The 17114-nt window shown below is 70.3% G+C and carries 13 protein-coding genes and 1 pseudogene; 11 read left to right on the top strand and 3 right to left on the bottom strand.

The annotated features are described in order from the left end of the window. Positions 1–333 precede the first annotated feature (333 nt). A complete protein-coding gene (locus NE236_RS33945) occupies positions 334–1863 on the top strand; it encodes an MDR family MFS transporter (protein ID WP_252846324.1) in 1530 nt (509 codons plus the stop codon). A 97-nt stretch (positions 1864–1960) separates the two neighbouring features. Here the strand turns inward: NE236_RS33945 and NE236_RS45325 are convergent. From NE236_RS45325 to NE236_RS33930, 3 genes and pseudogenes are all read right to left on the bottom strand, one after another. Further along, a pseudogene (locus NE236_RS45325) lies at positions 1961–2491 on the bottom strand (Clp protease N-terminal domain-containing protein); the annotation flags it as partial. A 2-nt stretch (positions 2492–2493) separates the two neighbouring features. After that, positions 2494–2727: an RNA polymerase subunit sigma-70 gene (locus tag NE236_RS33935; RefSeq protein WP_252846323.1), complete on the bottom strand. Its 234-nt coding sequence runs from the start codon at positions 2725–2727 to the stop codon at positions 2494–2496. 50 nt (positions 2728–2777) lie between these two features. Further along, the gene (locus tag NE236_RS33930) at positions 2778–3176 is read right to left on the bottom strand and encodes a PPOX class F420-dependent oxidoreductase (RefSeq protein WP_252846322.1); all 399 of its coding nucleotides are present in this window, start codon (positions 3174–3176) and stop codon (positions 2778–2780) included. A gap of 132 nt (positions 3177–3308) precedes the next feature. On the opposite strand from NE236_RS33930, the gene NE236_RS33925 reads away from it, so the two are divergent. From NE236_RS33925 to NE236_RS33880, 10 genes are all read left to right on the top strand, one after another. Next, positions 3309–3761 (top strand): MarR family winged helix-turn-helix transcriptional regulator, encoded by a 453-nt coding sequence (locus NE236_RS33925; RefSeq protein WP_252846321.1) that lies wholly within the window; start codon positions 3309–3311, stop codon positions 3759–3761. A gap of 260 nt (positions 3762–4021) precedes the next feature. Further along, positions 4022–4468 (top strand): IS200/IS605 family transposase, encoded by a 447-nt coding sequence (gene tnpA / locus NE236_RS33920; RefSeq protein ID WP_252846388.1) that lies wholly within the window; start codon positions 4022–4024, stop codon positions 4466–4468. Next, positions 4452–5663 carry an RNA-guided endonuclease InsQ/TnpB family protein gene (locus tag NE236_RS33915; protein WP_252846320.1) on the top strand — a complete coding sequence of 404 codons (1212 nt, stop codon included), beginning with the start codon at positions 4452–4454 and terminating at the stop codon, positions 5661–5663. The genes tnpA and NE236_RS33915 overlap by 17 nt, the downstream gene beginning before the upstream one ends. 93 nt (positions 5664–5756) lie before the next feature. After that, positions 5757–7355, top strand: a complete 1599-nt coding sequence (locus tag NE236_RS33910) for an acyl-CoA carboxylase subunit beta (protein ID WP_252846319.1) — start codon at positions 5757–5759, stop codon at positions 7353–7355. A gap of 3 nt (positions 7356–7358) precedes the next feature. Further along, positions 7359–9287: an ATP-binding protein gene (locus NE236_RS33905; protein WP_252846318.1), complete on the top strand. Its 1929-nt coding sequence runs from the start codon at positions 7359–7361 to the stop codon at positions 9285–9287. A gap of 244 nt (positions 9288–9531) precedes the next feature. Then, a complete protein-coding gene (locus NE236_RS33900) occupies positions 9532–10284 on the top strand; it encodes an enoyl-CoA hydratase-related protein (protein ID WP_252846317.1) in 753 nt (250 codons plus the stop codon). Beyond that, positions 10281–11057, top strand: a complete 777-nt coding sequence (locus NE236_RS33895) for a CPBP family intramembrane glutamic endopeptidase (protein ID WP_252846316.1) — start codon at positions 10281–10283, stop codon at positions 11055–11057. The genes NE236_RS33900 and NE236_RS33895 overlap by 4 nt, the downstream gene beginning before the upstream one ends. A gap of 240 nt (positions 11058–11297) precedes the next feature. Further along, on the top strand, positions 11298–12326 hold the full coding sequence (locus NE236_RS33890) for a LacI family DNA-binding transcriptional regulator (RefSeq protein ID WP_252846315.1): 1029 nt from the start codon (positions 11298–11300) through the stop codon (positions 12324–12326). Between the two features lie 79 nt (positions 12327–12405). Next, positions 12406–15327 (top strand): glycoside hydrolase family 48 protein, encoded by a 2922-nt coding sequence (locus NE236_RS33885; RefSeq protein ID WP_252846314.1) that lies wholly within the window; start codon positions 12406–12408, stop codon positions 15325–15327. Between the two features lie 14 nt (positions 15328–15341). After that, positions 15342–17027, top strand: coding sequence for a glycoside hydrolase family 6 protein (locus NE236_RS33880; protein ID WP_289851216.1), 1686 nt, complete (start codon positions 15342–15344; stop codon positions 17025–17027). The last annotated feature ends 87 nt before the right edge of the window (positions 17028–17114 follow it).

The raw sequence follows: 17114 nt of genomic DNA, 5'->3' as shown, positions 1-17114 counted from the left end.
CCAGGGGTGGTGGTGCGGTGGGAGCGGTTGGAAAAGCTTTTCCTGACGGTCAGGGTCACGCCACTGTTCCGGTTGCGTCAACGAAAGACGCGTGAACCCCCGCGCCACGGTCGGCTCGATCGTCACGCCGGCATCGCGGGCACCGGGCCACCAGGCCGGACACCCGTTAGGCCCGGGGCGCACGGCGGTCCGTCCCCGTGAAAGTTTCATCGGCGCAGACCGTCCCGGTTCATCCGAAATGCGCCCGCGTATGGAACGCTTGCGTGAGCTAACGGCCGGTCGTTCCCCTGAGGGAGGACCGGTTTCGCGCTGCCGGGGAGAAGGGACACCGACGTGACGACGACAAGGCCCCCGTCGACGGCAGGGGGAGTGGGCCTGCGATCGGAGCGCGGACCGGTGCTCGCCGCGCTGATGCTCTGCACCGGACTCGTCGCCCTGGACAGCACGATCATCGCCACGGCGGTGCCGTCCGTGGTCCACGACCTCGGCGGCTTCACGCAGTTCCCCTGGCTGTTCTCGATCTATCTGCTGACGCAGGCGGTCAGCGTGCCGCTGTACGGGAAGCTGGCCGACGTGTTCGGCCGCAAGCCCATCATGTTCTTCGGCATCGGAGTGTTCCTTCTCGGGTCGGTGCTGTGCGGGGCGGCCTGGAGCATGCTCAGCCTCATCGTGTTCCGCGCCGTCCAGGGCATCGGCGCGGGCGCCGTCCAGCCGATGAGCATGACGATGATCGGCGACATGTACACCGTCGAGGAACGCGCCCGGGTGCAGGGGTACATCGCCAGCGTCTGGGGCGTGTCCTCGGTCGTCGGGCCGACGCTCGGCGGCGTGTTCTCCGACTACCTGTCGTGGCGCTGGATCTTCTTCGTCAACCTCCCGCTGGGGGCGCTGGCCGCGTTCATGCTCGCGCGGCGGTTCAATGAGGCCGTCGAGCGGCGCTCGCACCGCATCGACTACCCCGGCGCCGTCCTGCTCACGGCCGGCTGCTCCCTGATCATTCTGGGCCTGCTCGAAGGCGGGGTGGCGTGGGGCTGGGCCTCGGCGCCGAGCCTTCTGATCTTCGCGGTCGGCGCGGTCGCCCTCGTGGTCTTCTGCCTGCTGGAACGGCGGGCGGCCGAGCCGATCCTGCCGCTGTGGGTCTTCCGCCACCGCGTCCTGACCGGAGGGAATCTCACGGCCGTCGCCGTCGGCGCGATCCTGATCGGGCTCAGCTCGTACGTGCCGACGTACGCCGAGGGAGTGCTGGGCACCAGCGCGCTGGTTGCGGGGTTCGCGCTCGCCGCGCTCACGGTGGGCTGGCCGATTTCCGGCTCACAGGCCGGGCGCGTCTACCTGCGCATCGGATTCCGCGACACCGCGCTGATCGGCAGTGTCGTGGTGGTGGTCGGGACGCTCCTGTGCGTCACCCTCGGCGAAGACGCGAAGCTCTGGCAGGTCGGCGGCGCGTGCTTCGTGATCGGCATCGGCTTGGGCTTCACCGCGAGCCCGACCCTGGTCGCCGTGCAGTCCGTCGTCGGGTGGGAGCACCGCGGCGTCGTCACCGGGACCAACATGTTCGGCCGGTCGCTCGGCAGCGCGGTCGGCGCGGCGGTGTTCGGCGCGATCGCCAACGGGACCCTCGCGAGCAGGTTCGCCCATCCTCCGGCCGCGCTCGCCGGCCGGCTGGGCAAGAACGTCGACGCCGCCAGCCTGGTGTCGGCCGGCCGGGGCGGCGCGAAGGACGCGGCGACCGCGGCGTACGTCCGGGCCTCGCTCTCCCACGCGACCCACAACGTCTTCCTCACCCTCGTCGTGCTGGCGGTCCTCGGAGTGACGGCGGTGGCCCTGATGCCCCGGCGCGCCGAGCCGCTCGCCCTGGACTGAAACGACCGGAGGCGCGCGGGCGGCGGACGAGGGTCCGGCCGGCCGCCGGACCCTCGTGCTCGACGCCCTTTCGTCAGGCCGCCTTCGGGGGGATGCGCCGGATGACGTCGTCGCGGAGGGCGGACAGGTCGACGCCGCTCTCCGTGAGGGTGCGGGCGGCCAGGCCGTCTCCCTCACGGATCAGGCCGAGGAGCACGTGACCCGTGCCGATGTAGTTGTGTCCCAGCCGCAGTGACTCGCGCAGCGACAGCTCCAGGACCTTCTTGGCGCGCTTGCTGAAGGGGATGTGTCCCTTCTTCGCGGCCTTGCGCGCCTTCGGGTCGAGCGCGCCGGGGCCGAAGCTCGCCTCGGTCACCTGGCGCACCTGCTCGAGGTCGATGCCGATCGTGGCGAGCGCCTCCGGGTCGAGTTCGTTCGCGGACGGCGCGGTGAGGCGCACGATCCGGTCGCGCAGGCCGGTCAGCGTGAGGCCCTGGTCGATCAGTGCCTGGGCCGCCGGGCCGTGCCCCTCGTCGAGGAGAGCCATCAGTAGGTGCTCGGTGCCGATGAACGGGTGGTGCAGCCGCCGGGCCTCCTCCTGGGAGAGTCGCACCACCGAGCGGGCCTCCTCGGAGAACCGTTCGAACATCCCTACCGCTCCTTCCCGAGAATCCGCCGGCCTGCGCCGTACTTCTTGTGGACCGCCTGCCGGCTGACGCCGAGGCAGACGGCGATCTCCTGCCAGGACCATCCCTGGTCGCGCGCGTTCTCGACCTGCAGCCCCTCGAGGCGCTCGGCGAGTTCGCGCAGCGCGCGCACCGCCCGCAACCCGATCGCCGGGTCGCGGCTGCTCGCCTCCTGGGCGAGCTGGACTCCGTCGCTCATGCCGTCAACATAGGTTGACAACCAGTCGGCTGTCAACCCAAGTTGACGCGCTACTGGGAAGTGACGTGAGTCGGGCGCATCACCAGGACGACGCGCCGGTCCGCGTCCCCGACCGGCGGGTCGTAGGGCAACCTGTAGCGGCGGGCGAGGACGTCGAAGAAGGCGCCCTCGGGGTCGGGGTCGACGCGCTCGATCAGCCCGCGCACCTCCAGATAGCGGTACGGCCGGTCGGGGTCGTTGATGGAGATCGCGACGGACGGCTCGCGGCGGACGTTGCGGCACTTCTGGCGGTCGGTCGTCGTGGTGAAGCGGAGGAACTCGCCGTCCCAGAGCACCCACACCGGGGTCACCTGCGGCCGGCCGCCGGGGCCGACCGTGGCCAGGTGCGCGAACAGCGGGCGCTCGAGCAGGTCGCGGTGGCTGTCGGGGATGGGGGTCTGTGTGGTCATCGGATGTCTCCGGTCGGGTCTCGGGCGGGCCGGTCGGCCGCCAGGCGAATCGGTTCGGTACGGCCCGCAACTTATCAAGACCTTGATGACTGTCAAGCTCGGTATGGATGAACGGGCCTGTATGATCCGGGCATGGGCATGCCGCTGGACGAACGCCTCGGAATGGACCTCAAGCGGGTGGAGCAGGAGCTCATGGCGGCCAAGCACGCCGCCGTCAAGGTCGCCGGGCTGACCGTCCCGCAGTACGCCGCGCTGTACGTTCTCGCCGACAACCCCGGCATGTCGGGCGCCGCCCTGGCTCGCGCCTGCGTGGTCACGCCACAGGCGATGACCGGCGTGCTGAAAAATCTCGAGGAGCGCGGCCTCGTCGAGCGCACCCCGCACCCCTGGCATCGCAACGTCCTGGAGACGCGGCTCACGGAGAAGGGGCGGGCCGCGCTGGAGCAGGCGGACGCGCGAGCCTCGGCGATCGAGCGCCGCATCTCCGGGGAGTTCACCCCCGAGGAGCGTGACGCCCTCCGCGCCCTCCTCACCCGGTTCGCCAAGGCCATCCAGGCGGGGGCCGCCGAGCAGACGACCGAGTGAGATCTCGTGGGGCCGGGCAGGCGACCGAATGAGAGCCCATCGGACCAATTGAGATTCGATTCGCCAGGCCGGTGATCTTCCGTCGCGCCAGTGCGGTTGGCCAGCCAGCCAGCCAGCCAGCCAGCCAGCAAGGGACGCCTGTGCCTTCAGGTGTGGGGGGAATCGCTTCTTTGGGCTGGTCTGACCTCAACTGCGCGGCACGGATCTGCACTTTTGGCCTTGGCTAGATGTATGCCTCGTGTATAAGGAGTCTCGTGACTGTGGCCAGGAAGGTTCGCCGGTATTCCGGTGGCGTGTACGACCTTGGGCTCCACGTGGTGTGGTGCCCGAAGTACCGCCGTCGGGTGCTCGGTGGCCGGGTCGCGGTCCGGCTGCGTGAGCTGATCGAGCAGAAGGCGGCCGAGAAGGGGTGGGAGATCGTCGGCCTTGAGGTGATGCCCGATCAGGTGCACCTGTTCGTCAAGCATGAGCCGAAAGCGTCGGCGTCGTATGTGGCGAACCAGTTCAAGGGTTTCACCTCCCGCGTGCTTCGGGAGGAGTTCCCGCACCTGAAGTCGCGGATGCCCACGCTGTGGTCGTCATCGTTCTTCGTCGCCTCGGTCGGTGTGGTCGGCGCGGACACGGTCGAGAAGTACATCAACACTCAGTGGGAACGGCCCTGGATGAAGAAGCGGAAGGAGGAGGGCGAGCGTGCACCGCGCGTATAAGTTCCTCCTGCGCCCCACTGTCCGCCAGTGCCTGGCCCTCGATGAGATGCTGCGGGATCACTGCTCTCTCTACAACGGCGCGTTGCAGGAGCGCCGTGACGCCTACCGCCACCCGTCGAAGACGCGTATCAAGTACGGGCAGCAGTCCGCGCAGCTCAAGGAGATCCGGGCGTTCGACCCGGAGAGGCAAGGCCGCTGGTCTTTTTCCTCTCAGCAGGCGACGTTGCGTCGTCTGGATAGGGCGTTTCAGGCGTTCTTTCGCCGGGTGAAGGCGGGGGAGAAGCCCGGCTATCCCCGCTTCAGGGGCGTGAACTGGTTCGACACCGTGGACTTTCCCAAGGACGGCGATGGCTGCCGCTGGGATTCCACCCCGCACGACCCTGTCACCCGTGTTCGCTTCCAAGGTGTCGGGCACGTTCGGGTGCACCAGCACCGGCGCGTGAGGGGCCGTGTCAAGACCGTGTCTGTCAAGCGTGAGGGCAAGCAGTGGTATGTGATTCTCGCCTGTGATGAGGTACCGGTCGAGCCGCTGTCCGCGACCGGGGCCGTGACCGGTATCGACATGGGGATAGCTCACTTCCTCACCACCAGCGAGGGTGAGCACCGGCCCAATCCCCGGCACGGCAAGCGCAACGCCGACGCCCTCGCTGAGGCTCAGCGCGCCCTGAAGGAGTTTCCCCGGTGTAAGCGGGAGAACCGCAGTGCCAAGCACCGCCGGGCTGTGGAGAAGGTCGCCGCGCTGCACCGCACGGTGCGTCGTCAGCGCACCGACCACGCACACAAAACCGCGCTCGCTTTGGTCCGTATCTACGACGTGATCGCCCACGAGCGGCTGAGCATCGCGAACATGGTCCGCGCACCCAAGCCAAAGCCTGACCCTGACAACACCGGGGCGTTCTTCCCGAACGGTGCCGCCGCCAAGACCGGGCTGAACAAGAGCATCCATGATGCGGGTTGGGGGGTGTTCCTGGGCATCCTCGCGTACAAGGCTGAAAGCGCCGGTCGCGTACTGATCCCGGTGGACCCTCGCAACACCTCCCGTACCTGCCCCGCCTGCGGGCACGTGTCCGGTGAGAACCGCACCACTCAAGAGAAGTTCGAGTGTACCCAGTGCGGACACACCGCCAACGCCGATCAGGTCGGCGCACTCAACGTCGCCATCAGGGCCGGGCTGGTCCTTCCCGAAGTGGCCTGAGCCACCGACAGGAGAAGCCCCCCGGATTCATCCAGGGGGAGGAGTCACACTCGATGGACGGGGATGGATGAATGGGGATGATGGGATGGACGGATGACGGTTCTCACCAGCGCGCTCGACACCGCCGGCCCGGCCTATGCGGCCCGGCGGGCGGCGATGCTGGCCAAGCTGGCGGAGCTGGACGCCGAGCACGCCAAGGCGGTCGCGGGCGGCGGCCCGAAGTACGTCGAACGGCACCGGAAGCGCGGCAAGCTGCTGGCCCGGGAGCGGATCGAGCTGCTGATCGACCCGGACTCGCCGTTCCTGGAGTTGTCGCCGCTGGCCGCCTGGGGGACCGACTTCACTGTCGGCGCGAGCGTGGTCACCGGCATCGGCGTGGTCGAGGGCGTCGAGTGCGTGATCGCCGCCAGCGACCCGACCGTACGCGGCGGCTCCAGCAATCCGTGGACGATGCGCAAGTCGTTCCGGGCCTCCGAGATCGCGCTGCGCAACCGCCTGCCGGTGATCAATCTCGTCGAGTCCGGCGGCGCGGACCTGCCGACCCAGAAAGAGATCTTCATCCCCGGCGGCCGCACGTTCCGCGACCTGACCCGGCTGTCGGCCGCCGGCATCCCCACGATCGCGCTCGTGTTCGGCAACTCGACCGCAGGCGGCGCGTACCTGCCCGGCATGAGCGACTACGTCGTCATGGTCAAGGAGCGCGCCAAGGTCTTCCTCGGCGGCCCGCCGCTGGTCAAGATGGCCACCGGTGAGGAGTCCGACGACGAGAGCCTCGGCGGCGCCGAGATGCACGCCCGCACGAGCGGGCTGGCCGACTACATGGCCGCCGACGAGCGCGACGCGCTGCGGATCGGCCGCCGCATCGTCGCCCGGCTGAACTGGCGCAAGCAGGGCCGCGAGCCGCTCCCCGCACGCCCCCCGGCGTACGACGAGGAGGAGCTGCTCGGCATCGTCCCCGAGGACCTCAAGGTCCCCTTCGACCCGCGCGAGGTGATCGCCCGGATCGTCGATGGCTCCGACTTCGACGAGTTCAAGCCGCTGTACGGCGACAGCCTCGTCACCGGCTGGGCCACGCTGCACGGGTACCCGATCGGGATCCTCGCCAACGCGCGCGGCGTGCTGTTCGGCGCCGAGGCGCAGAAGGCCGCGCAGTTCATCCAGCTGGCGAACCAGACCGGCACGCCGCTGCTGTTCCTGCAGAACACCACCGGCTACATGGTCGGCGCGGAGTACGAACAGGGCGGCATCATCAAGCACGGCGCGATGATGATCAACGCGGTGTCCAACAGCCGGGTGCCCCACCTGACCGTGGTCATGGGCGCGTCGTACGGCGCGGGCAACTACGGCATGTGCGGCCGCGCGTACGACCCGCGCTTCCTGTTCACCTGGCCGAGCGCCAAGTCCGCGGTGATGGGCCCGGCCCAGCTCGCCGGCGTGCTGTCCATCGTCGGACGCCAGGCCGCCCAGGCGCGCGGACAGGACTACGACGAGGAGGCGGACGCGCGGATGCGGGAGATGGTCGAGCGGCAGATCGAGGCCGAGTCGCTGCCGTTCTTCCTGTCGGGGCGGCTGTACGACGATGGCGTCATCGACCCGCGCGACTCCCGCACCGTCCTCGGCCTCTGCCTGTCCGCGATCAACAGTGCACCCGCCGACGAGCCCGCGCAGGGCTACGGCGTCTTCAGGATGTAGGCGATGATCTCACGACTGCTCGTCGCGAACCGTGGCGAGATCGCCCGCCGGGTGTTCCGCACCTGCCGCGATCTCGGCATCACCACGGTCGCCGTCTTCTCCGACCCGGACGCGGCCCTGCCGCACGCCGGCGAGGCCGACCTCGCCGTGCGCCTGCCGGGCGCCACCCCCACCGAGACCTATCTCGACCAGAAGGCGATCATCGCGGCGGCCAGAGCGTCCGGCGTGGACGCCGTCCACCCCGGCTACGGCTTCCTGTCGGAGAACGCCGCGTTCGCCGAGGCGGTCATCGCCGCGGGGCTCACCTGGATCGGGCCGCCCCCGGCGGCCATCGTGGCCATGGGCTCCAAGATCGAGGCGAAGCGGCTGATGAGGGACGCGGGCGTGCCCGTCCTCCCGGAGCCGCCCCTGGATTCGGTGACCGACTTCCCCGTGCTGATCAAGGCGTCGGCGGGCGGCGGCGGCCGGGGCATGCGCGTCGTCCGCACCGCCGAGGAACTGCCCGGCGCGGTCGAGTCGGCCCGGCGGGAGGCGGCATCGGCGTTCGGCGACCCGACCGTGTTCTGCGAACCGCTGCTGACCGGCGCCCGCCACATCGAGGTGCAGGTGCTCGCGGACTCCCACGGCACGGTCTGGACCCTGGGGGAGCGGGAGTGCTCCATCCAGCGGCGCCACCAGAAGGTGATCGAGGAGGCCCCGTCCCCGGCCGTCGACGCCGCGCTCCGCGGGCGCCTGTCCGACGCGGCGGCCGCGGCGGCCCGCGCGATCGGGTACACCGGTGCCGGCACCGTCGAGTTCATGCTCGCCCCCGACGGCGGCTTCTTCTTCCTCGAGGTCAACACCCGGCTGCAGGTCGAGCACCCGGTCACCGAGTGCGTGTACGGCGTGGACCTGGTCGCGCTGCAGATCGAGGTCGCCGAGGGCGCCGTCCTGCGCGATCCGCCCCGCCCGCGCGGCCACGCGGTGGAGGCGCGGCTCTACGCCGAGGATCCGGCCGAGGGGTACCGCCCGCACAGCGGCCCGCTGCACGCCTTCGCGATCCCGGGCGTGGACGTGGAGTTCGCCGTCCACTCAGGACGTCACGGGCTGCGGCTGGACGCGGGCGTCGTCTCCGGCAGCGTCGTCTCCACGCACTACGACCCGATGCTGGCCAAGGTCATCGCCTACGCGCCCACCCGGGCCGCGGCGGTGCGCCGCCTGTCCGCCGCCCTGGCAGGGGCCCGCATTCACGGGCTCGTCACCAACCGCGAGCAGCTCGTCACCACGCTGCGTCACGACGCCTTCCGCGCCGGCGCGACCGACACCGGCTTCCTGGACCGCCACCCGACGGCCGCGCCACTCGCCGGTGAGGAGGCCGTACGCCTGTCGGCGCTCGCCGCCGCCCTGGCGCGCGCGGCCGCCGACCGCCGGGCGGCCCCCGTGCTGCGCGACCTGCCGAGCGGCTGGCGCAACGTCCCGTCCCAGCCGCAGCGCACCGTCTTCGAGGAGGCGGAGGCCGCCTACCGCCTCACCCGCGGCGGCCTGGTCGCCGAGGGCCATCCGGACGTCACGCTGGTGTCCGCCGAGCCCGCCGAGGTCGTCCTCGACACCGGCGGCGTACGGCTCCGGTTCGCCGTGGCGTGGTACGACCGGAGCGTGCACGTCGAGTCCGTTCTGGGCCCGGTGCGGCTCACCCCGGTCGAGCGCCTGCCCGACCCCGCCGAGCAGGTCGCGCCCGGCACGCTGCTCGCGCCGATGCCCGGCTCCGTCGTACGGGTCGCGGTGCGCGAGGGCGACTCCGTCGAGCGCGGGCAGCCGGTGCTGTGGCTGGAGGCGATGAAGATGGAGCACCAGATCCTCGCCCCGGCCGACGGGGTCGTCACGGCGCTGCACGCCGAGGTCGGCCGCCAGGTCGAGACCGGCGCCGTCCTCGCCGTCGTCGCCGAGAGCTGACTCCGGACGCCGCGCGTGAACCCGCGATCGAGGTGGGAAGGCGCCGCGGACCGCTGCACTTGGCCGCTCCCTCGCCGGAGGCCGATCGGCAGGAACGCCGGGGGTGAACCCGACGCCGAGGTGGGAACGCGCCGCGGACGGCCGCACCGCGCCGCACCCTCGCCGGCGGCCGACCCGGCGGGCACTCTGACGCCCGCGTACCCCGTGATCCATCCGGCCCGCCCGATGCACCAAGATGTGACCCATGGAACCGCTCGTCCGTCTCGCCGCCGAGGGCGGCGTCGCCACCGTCACGCTCGACTCGCCGGGGAACCGCAACGCGCTGTCGCGCCGGCTCGTCACCGAGCTGCGCGAGACGCTCATCGCCGTCATCGCGGACGACGCCGTGCGCGTGGTCGTGCTCACGGGCACCGGCCCGGTCTTCTGCGCGGGCGCGGACCTGAAGGAGCAGGCGGCGGGCGAGCCCCCACCGGACGTTCCCGGGCTGCTGACGCTCATTTGGGACAGCCCCAAGCCGGTGGTCGCCCGGCTCAACGGGCCCGCGCGGGCCGGCGGGCTCGGGCTGGTCACCGCGTGTGACATCGCCGTCGGGCCGGACACCGCGACGTTCGCCTTCAGCGAGGTGCGGCTCGGCGTGGTGCCCGCCATGATCGCGGTGACCTGCCTGCGCCGCATGGAACAGCGTGCCGCGGCCGAGTACTTCCTGACCGGCGAGGTCTTCGACGCCCGGCGGGCGCAGGAGATCGGGCTGATCAACCGCGTCGTGACTCCGGAGGAGCTCGACACGGCCGTCGCCCACTACACCGGCATGCTGCTGCGCGGAGCCCCGGAGGCCCTCGCCCTCGCCAAGCGACTGCCGCGCACCGTGCCGGGCGCGTCGCTGGAGGAGGACTTCGCGCGGATGGCCGAGCTGTCCGCGGAGCGGTTCGCCTCCGAGGAGGCCCGGGAGGGCATCGCGGCGTTCCTGGACAAGCGCGACCCGCGGTGGATTCGATGACCGTGGCCGACCTGCGCGCCGAGCCGGTGAGCCGGCGGCTGCTCACCGCCGAGATCTGGGTGGTCTTCGCCGTCTCGCTCGGCGCAAGCGGGGTCCAGGCGCTGCTGCAGCTCATCGCCTCGCTCACCGCGCCGAAGGCGCTGTCGCACCAGAAGGCCCTGATCGTCGGTTCGTACGCGCCCGGCCGGCCCTGGATCGACCTGATGTTCCAGCTGTTCGGCATCGCCAGCGCCCTCGCGCCGGTGGCGCTCGTCGCCTACCTGCTGGCCCGCTCGGGAGAGTCACTGGCGACTCTGGGCGTGGACCGGCGCGAACCACTGCGGGACACCCTGCGGGGAGCCGCCCTGGCCGCCGCGGTCGGCGGCGCCGGCCTCGCGTTCTACCTCGCCGCGTACTACTCCGGGGCCAACCTCGCCGTCGTGCCGGCCCACCTGCCGGCCGTCTGGTGGCGGATCCCGGTGCTGCTGCTGTCCGCCGCCCAGAACGGGATCCTCGAGGAGGTCATCGTCGCGGGCTACCTGCTGCACCGGCTGTCCCAGCTCGGCTGGTCGCCGGGCCGGGCCCTGACGCTGAGTGCCGTGCTGCGCGGGTCGTACCACCTCTACCAGGGGTTCGGCGGCTTCGCCGGGAACGTCATCATGGGCCTGCTGTTCGGAGCGCTGTACCGGCGGTGGGGTCGTGCCACGCCGCTCATCGTCGCGCACACGCTGATCGACGCCGTCACGTTCGTCGGGTACACCCTGCTGCACGGCCACGTGTCCTGGCTGCCCTGAGCGCCACGCCTTTCTTCCTCTTTCATGGTCTTTCAAGGCCCTTCGCCGGGCCGCGCCGAGAGGCGGACGGGAAAGCCGCCTGCTCGCGTGCGGGGACGGACACACGGCGATCGTCGTCACGAAACTCCCCGTTTACACGGTTGATACATTCCCCTTGACAACCTCTTCGCGCGCCTTGGATGGTGGGAGCGCTCCCACACCCCGCCACTCGAGCCGTAGCGCCCGAAGGGAGTCATTTCCGTGAACGGAAGGGAACTCTCCGCACCCTCCTGTACCGCCGTCGAGACGCCGACGCTCGCCCACGTCGCCGCCCTCGCCGGAGTCTCGCCCGCCACCGCGTCACGTGTCATCAACGGGACCGCGCGGGTCAGCCCCCGCGCCCGTTCCCGCGTCGAAGAGGCCGTCCAACGGCTCGGCTACGTGCGACACCGCGCCGCCCCCGCGGATCGCCGTAGCGGGTCGATCGCGGCCGTGGTCTGCGAGGATGACGCCCGCGTCTTCACCGATCACTTCTTCGCCCGGTTGTTCTCCGGCGTCCGGCGCGAGCTGGGCGACGAACGCGAGCTCGTCGTCCTGATTGTTGGCCGGGCCGGCCGCTGGGGCACCGTCGCGGAGTATCTGCGCGGCGGCCGCGCCGACGGCGTGCTGCTGATCAGCGCGCACGGCGCCCCGGCCATGGCCCTGCGCCAGACCGGGGTTCCCGTCCTGCTGGCAGGCCGGCCGCTCTGGACCACGCCGCTGCCGTACGTCGACGCCGACAACCGCGGCGGAGCCCGTACGGCGGTCGACTACCTGCTGCAGTGCGGACGCCAGACGATCGGGACGATCGCCGGGCCGCCCGACCGGGCCTTGGGGGTCGACCGCCTGGCCGGCTACCGCGCCGCCATCGGCGACGCCGGCCTGCCCACCTCCGGACTGATCACCTATGGCGACCTGCATCAGGCGTCCGGCGAGCACGCGATGAACCGCCTGCTGGACCGCAGACCCGACATCGACGCCGTGCTGGCCGCCTCCGACCAGATGGCCGTCGGGGCGCTGCGCGCCCTGCGGCGCACCGGGCGCCGGGTCCCCGAGGACGTGGCCGTCGTCGGCTTCGACGACTCGCCGATCGCCGGCCGGGTCCGTCCGAGGCTGACGACCGTACGCCAGCCGATCGAGGACATGGGCGTCCGGATGGCACGGGAGCTGCTCGGCCGCATCGCCGGGGACGCGTCCTCCGGCCAGGGCGTCGTGCTCAACACCAAGTTGATCATCCGCGACTCCGCGTAGCCCGGCCTCGTACGGCCGTACCCCCTCAGCAGCCGGCCCCGGCGGGCCGGTGGTGATCCCCGTCAGGAGGAAACCGCCAATGAAGAGACGGCAGAGGTGGCGACCGCTCATGGTCGTCCTGTCGCTCCTGGCCGGCGTGCTGGTCGCCGGTCCCGGAGCGCGCGCCGCCGACGTGCAGTGCAAGGTCGACTACTCGGTCAACGACTGGGGCTCGGGCTTCACCGCCAACATCACGATCACCAATCTCGGACCCGCGATCAACGGCTGGACGCTGAAGTACTCCTACACCGGAAACCAGACCCTGACGCAGGGCTGGAGCGGCACCTGGTCGCAGTCCGGCAAGGACGTCACCGTCACGAGCCTGAGCTACAACGGCGCGATCGCCACCAACGGCAGCCTCAGCATCGGCGGCAACTTCAGCTACAGCGGTACGAACGCCAAGCCGGCGTCGTTCTCCCTCAACGGGACGACCTGCACCGGCGCGCACAAGGCGCCGACCGTGGCGCTGACCAGCCCGGCGGCCGGCTCGACGTACAGCTCGGGCGCGACCATCCCGCTCGCCGCCACGGCGAGCGCGAACGACGGCGCGACGATCAGCAAGGTCGAGTTCTACAACGACACCACGCTGCTCGGCACCGACACCTCCTCGCCGTACTCCTTCGACTGGGCGAGCGTGCCGGCCGGGGACTACTCGCTGTACGCCAAGGCGTACGACAGCCAGGGCGCCACGGCCGAGTCCACGCCGGTCGGCGTGCACGTCGCCAGCGGTCCCGCCGTCGTGGCGAGCCCGACCGCCCTGACCGTCCAGCAGGGCAAGACCGGGACGTTCGGCGTGAAGCTGTCGAGCCAGCCGTCCGCCGGCGTGACCGTCACGGTCGCGCGGGCCAGCGGGAACACGGGCCTGTCGGTCTCCGCGGGCGGAACGCTCACCTTCACCTCGTCGAACTGGTCGACCGCGCAGAACGTCACGATCAGCGCGGACGCCGCCGGCACGGGCGCGGCCACCTTCACCGCCAAGGCGACCGGGTACGACACGGCGAGCGTCACCGTCACCGAGACCAAGTCGAACGGCGCGTACGAGGACCGCTTCCTTACCCTCTACAACAAGATCACCGACCCGGCCAACGGCTACTTCAGCAAGGAGGGCATCCCGTACCACTCGGTGGAGACGCTGATGGTCGAGGCGCCCGACCAGGGGCACGAGACCACCTCCGAGGCCTACAGCTACCTGATCTGGATGCAGGCGGTCTACGGGAAGGTCACCGGCGACTGGAGCAAGTTCAACAACGCGTGGGCGCTCATGGAGAAGTACATGATCCCGACCCACGCCGACCAGCCGACCAACAGCTTCTACAACGCGAGCAAGCCGGCGACGTACGCGGCCGAGCACGACCTGCCGGAGCAGTACCCCTCCCAGATCGACTCCAGCGTCTCCGTCGGCCAGGACCCGATCGCCGCGGAGCTGAAGTCCGCGTACGGCACCGACGACGTCTACGGCATGCACTGGCTGCAGGACGTCGACAACACCTACGGCTACGGCGACACCCCCGGCGGCGGCTGCGAGGAGGGCCCGAGTACCAAGGCGCCGTCCTACATCAACAGCTACCAGCGCGGCCCGCAGGAGTCGGTGTGGGAGACGATCCCGCAGCCGACCTGCGACAAGTTCGCCTACGGCGGCAAGAACGGCTACCTGGACCTGTTCATCAAGGACTCGAGCTACGCCAAGCAGTGGAAGTACACCGACGCCCCGGACGCCGACGCGCGCGCCATTCAGGCCGCGTACTGGGCCGACACGTGGGCCAAGGAACAGGGCAAGAGCTCGGACGTGTCCGCCACGGTCGCCAAGGCCGGCAAGATGGGCGACTACCTGCGGTACTCCTTCTTCGACAAGTACTTCAAGAAGATCGGTAACTGCACCAGCCCGAGCTGCCCGGCCGGCACCGGCAAGGACAGCGCGCACTACCTCCTGTCGTGGTACTACGCCTGGGGCGGCGCGACCGACTCCAGCGCCGGCTGGGCCTGGCGGATCGGCGACGGCGCCTCCCACTCCGGCTACCAGAACCCCATGGCGGCCTACGCCCTCACCAACGACACGGCGATGCAGCCGAAGTCCGCGACGGGCACCGACGACTGGAAGAAGAGCCTGCAGCGGCAGCTGGAGTTCTACCGCTGGCTGCAGTCCTCCGAAGGCGCCATCGCCGGCGGGGCGACCAACAGCTGGGGCGGGGCGTACGGCACGCCGCCGTCCGGCGACTCCACCTTCTACGGCATGGCCTACGACTGGCAGCCGGTCTACCACGACCCGCCGAGCAACCAGTGGTTCGGCTTCCAGGCGTGGTCGATGGAGCGGGTCGCCGAGTACTACTACGTCACCGGTGACAGCACCGCCAAGACGCTGCTGGACAAGTGGGTGACCTGGGCCACGGCCAACACCAAGCTGAACGCCGACGGCACCTACCAGATCCCCTCCACCCTGCACTGGAGTGGCCAGCCCGACACCTGGAACGCCTCCAGCCCCGGCTCCAACGCGAGCCTGCACGTGACCATCGCCGACTACACCAACGACGTCGGCGTGACCGCGGCGTACGCCAAGACCCTGGCCTACTACGCGGCCAAGTCCGGGAGCACGACGGCCCGGTCGACCGCGCAGACGCTGCTCGACGACATGTGGACCAAGAACCAGGACGGGATCGGCATCTCGGTGCCGGAGACCCGTACGGACTACAACCGGTTCACCCAGGCCTACAGCACCTCCACCCCCAACCATGACGGCGTCTACGTGCCCTCCGGCTGGACCGGCACGATGCCGAACGGCGACACGATCGATTCGAACGCGACGTTCCTGTCCATCCGCTCCTGGTACAAGCAGGACCCCGGCTGGTCGAAGGTGCAGACGTACCTGAACGGCGGAGCGGCCCCGGTCTTCAACTACCACCGGTTCTGGGCGCAGGCGGACATCGCGATGGCGATGGCGACCTACGGCCAGCTGTTCAACCAGTGAGGAGAACCCCCTCGATGAGAGCACGTCCTCTGAACCGGGCCACGGTGGTGCTCAGCGCACTACTGCTCGGCCTCGGTCTGATCATGGTCGCGGTCACGCAGGCCCGCGCCGCGGTCGCCTGCACGGTGACCTATTCGGTGAACCAGTGGAGCAACGGCTTCACCGCCAACCTCGGGATCACCAACCTCGGCGACGCGGTGAGCTCCTGGACCCTGGAGTGGGACTTCGCCGGGAACCAGCAGGTCAGCCAGGGCTGGAGCGGCACCTTCTCCCAGTCCGGCAAGCACGTCACGGTGAAGAGCCTGTCCTACAACGGCAGCCTGGCCACCAACGCGTCGACGTCGCTGGGCTTCAACGCCTCCTTCTCCGGGACGAACGACGCCCCGACGTCCTTCACCCTCAACGGCACCACCTGCAACGGGTCGCCCGGCACCCCGACGCCCACCCCGACCCCGACGCCCACACCGCCCGGATCACACGCCGACAACCCGTATGCCGGCGGCAAGGGTTATGTGAACTCCGAGTGGGCCGCCGAGGCCAGGGCCGACGGAGGCAGCGCGATCGCCGGCCAGCCGACCGCCGTGTGGCTGGACCGCATCGCGGCGATCAACGGCGTGAGCGGCGCGATGGGCCTGCGCGCCCACCTCGACGCGGCGCTGTCCCAGGGCGCGTCGTACGCCCAGTTCGTCATCTACGACCTGCCCGGCCGCGACTGCGCCGCGCTGGCGTCCAACGGCGAGCTCGGCCCGACGGACCTCGACAAGTACGAACACCAGTACATCGACCCGATCGCCGCGATCATGGCCGACTCCAAGTACGCCAACCTGAAGATCATCAACGTGATCGAGCCGGACTCATTGCCGAACCTGGTCACCAATACGAACGGCACGCCCGGCGCCACCGCCGAGTGCGACACGATGAACCAGAACGGCAACTACGTGAAGGGCGTCCAGTACGCCCTGAACAAGCTGCACGCGATCTCCAACGTCTACAACTACATCGACGCCGGGCACCACGCATGGCTCGGCTGGGACAGCAACTTCGGCCCCGCCGCCACGCTGTTCGCCAACGTCGCCAAGGGCGCCACGGCCGGCGTCTCCAGCGTCGACGGCTTCATCGTCAACACCGCGAACTACTCGGCGCTGAAGGAGCCGTTCATCACCGTCACCGACCAGACCCGCCCGTCCAAGTGGATCGACTGGAACCGGTACGTCGACGAGTCGTCCTTCGCGACGGCGTTCCGTAACCAGCTGATCTCCGACGGGTTCAACTCGGGCATCGGCATGCTGATCGACACGTCCCGCAACGGCTGGGGCGGCCCGAACCGGCCCACCAAGGCGAGCACGTCGACCGACATCAACACCTTCATCAACGAGTCGCGCGTCGACCGCCGCCCGCACGCGGGAGACTGGTGCAACCAGTCCGGCTCCGGTCTCGGCGAGCGTCCCACCGCGGCCCCGGCCGCCGGGATCGACGCCTACGTCTGGGTCAAGCCGCCGGGCGAGTCCGACGGGTCGAGCACCAGCATCCCCAATGACGAGGGCAAGGGCTTCGACCGGATGTGCGACCCGACCTACGGCGGCAACGCCCGTAACGGCAACAGCCCGACCGGTGCCCTGGCGAACGCCCCGCTGTCCGGTCACTGGTTCTCCGCGATGTTCCACCAGCTCCTGACCAACGCCTACCCGCCGGTGCAGTAGAGCACCGGTCACCACGACGCGGGCCTGACCCGCGCCACCGACGCCGGGCGGAGGCGGTGCCTCATGCCGCCTCCGCCCGGCCCTCCA

Source organism: Actinoallomurus purpureus (genome assembly GCF_024055795.1).
In the GTDB taxonomy this organism is placed as follows: domain Bacteria; phylum Actinomycetota; class Actinomycetes; order Streptosporangiales; family Streptosporangiaceae; genus Actinoallomurus; species Actinoallomurus purpureus.
This window is presented reverse-complemented; position numbering and strand designations above follow the sequence as displayed.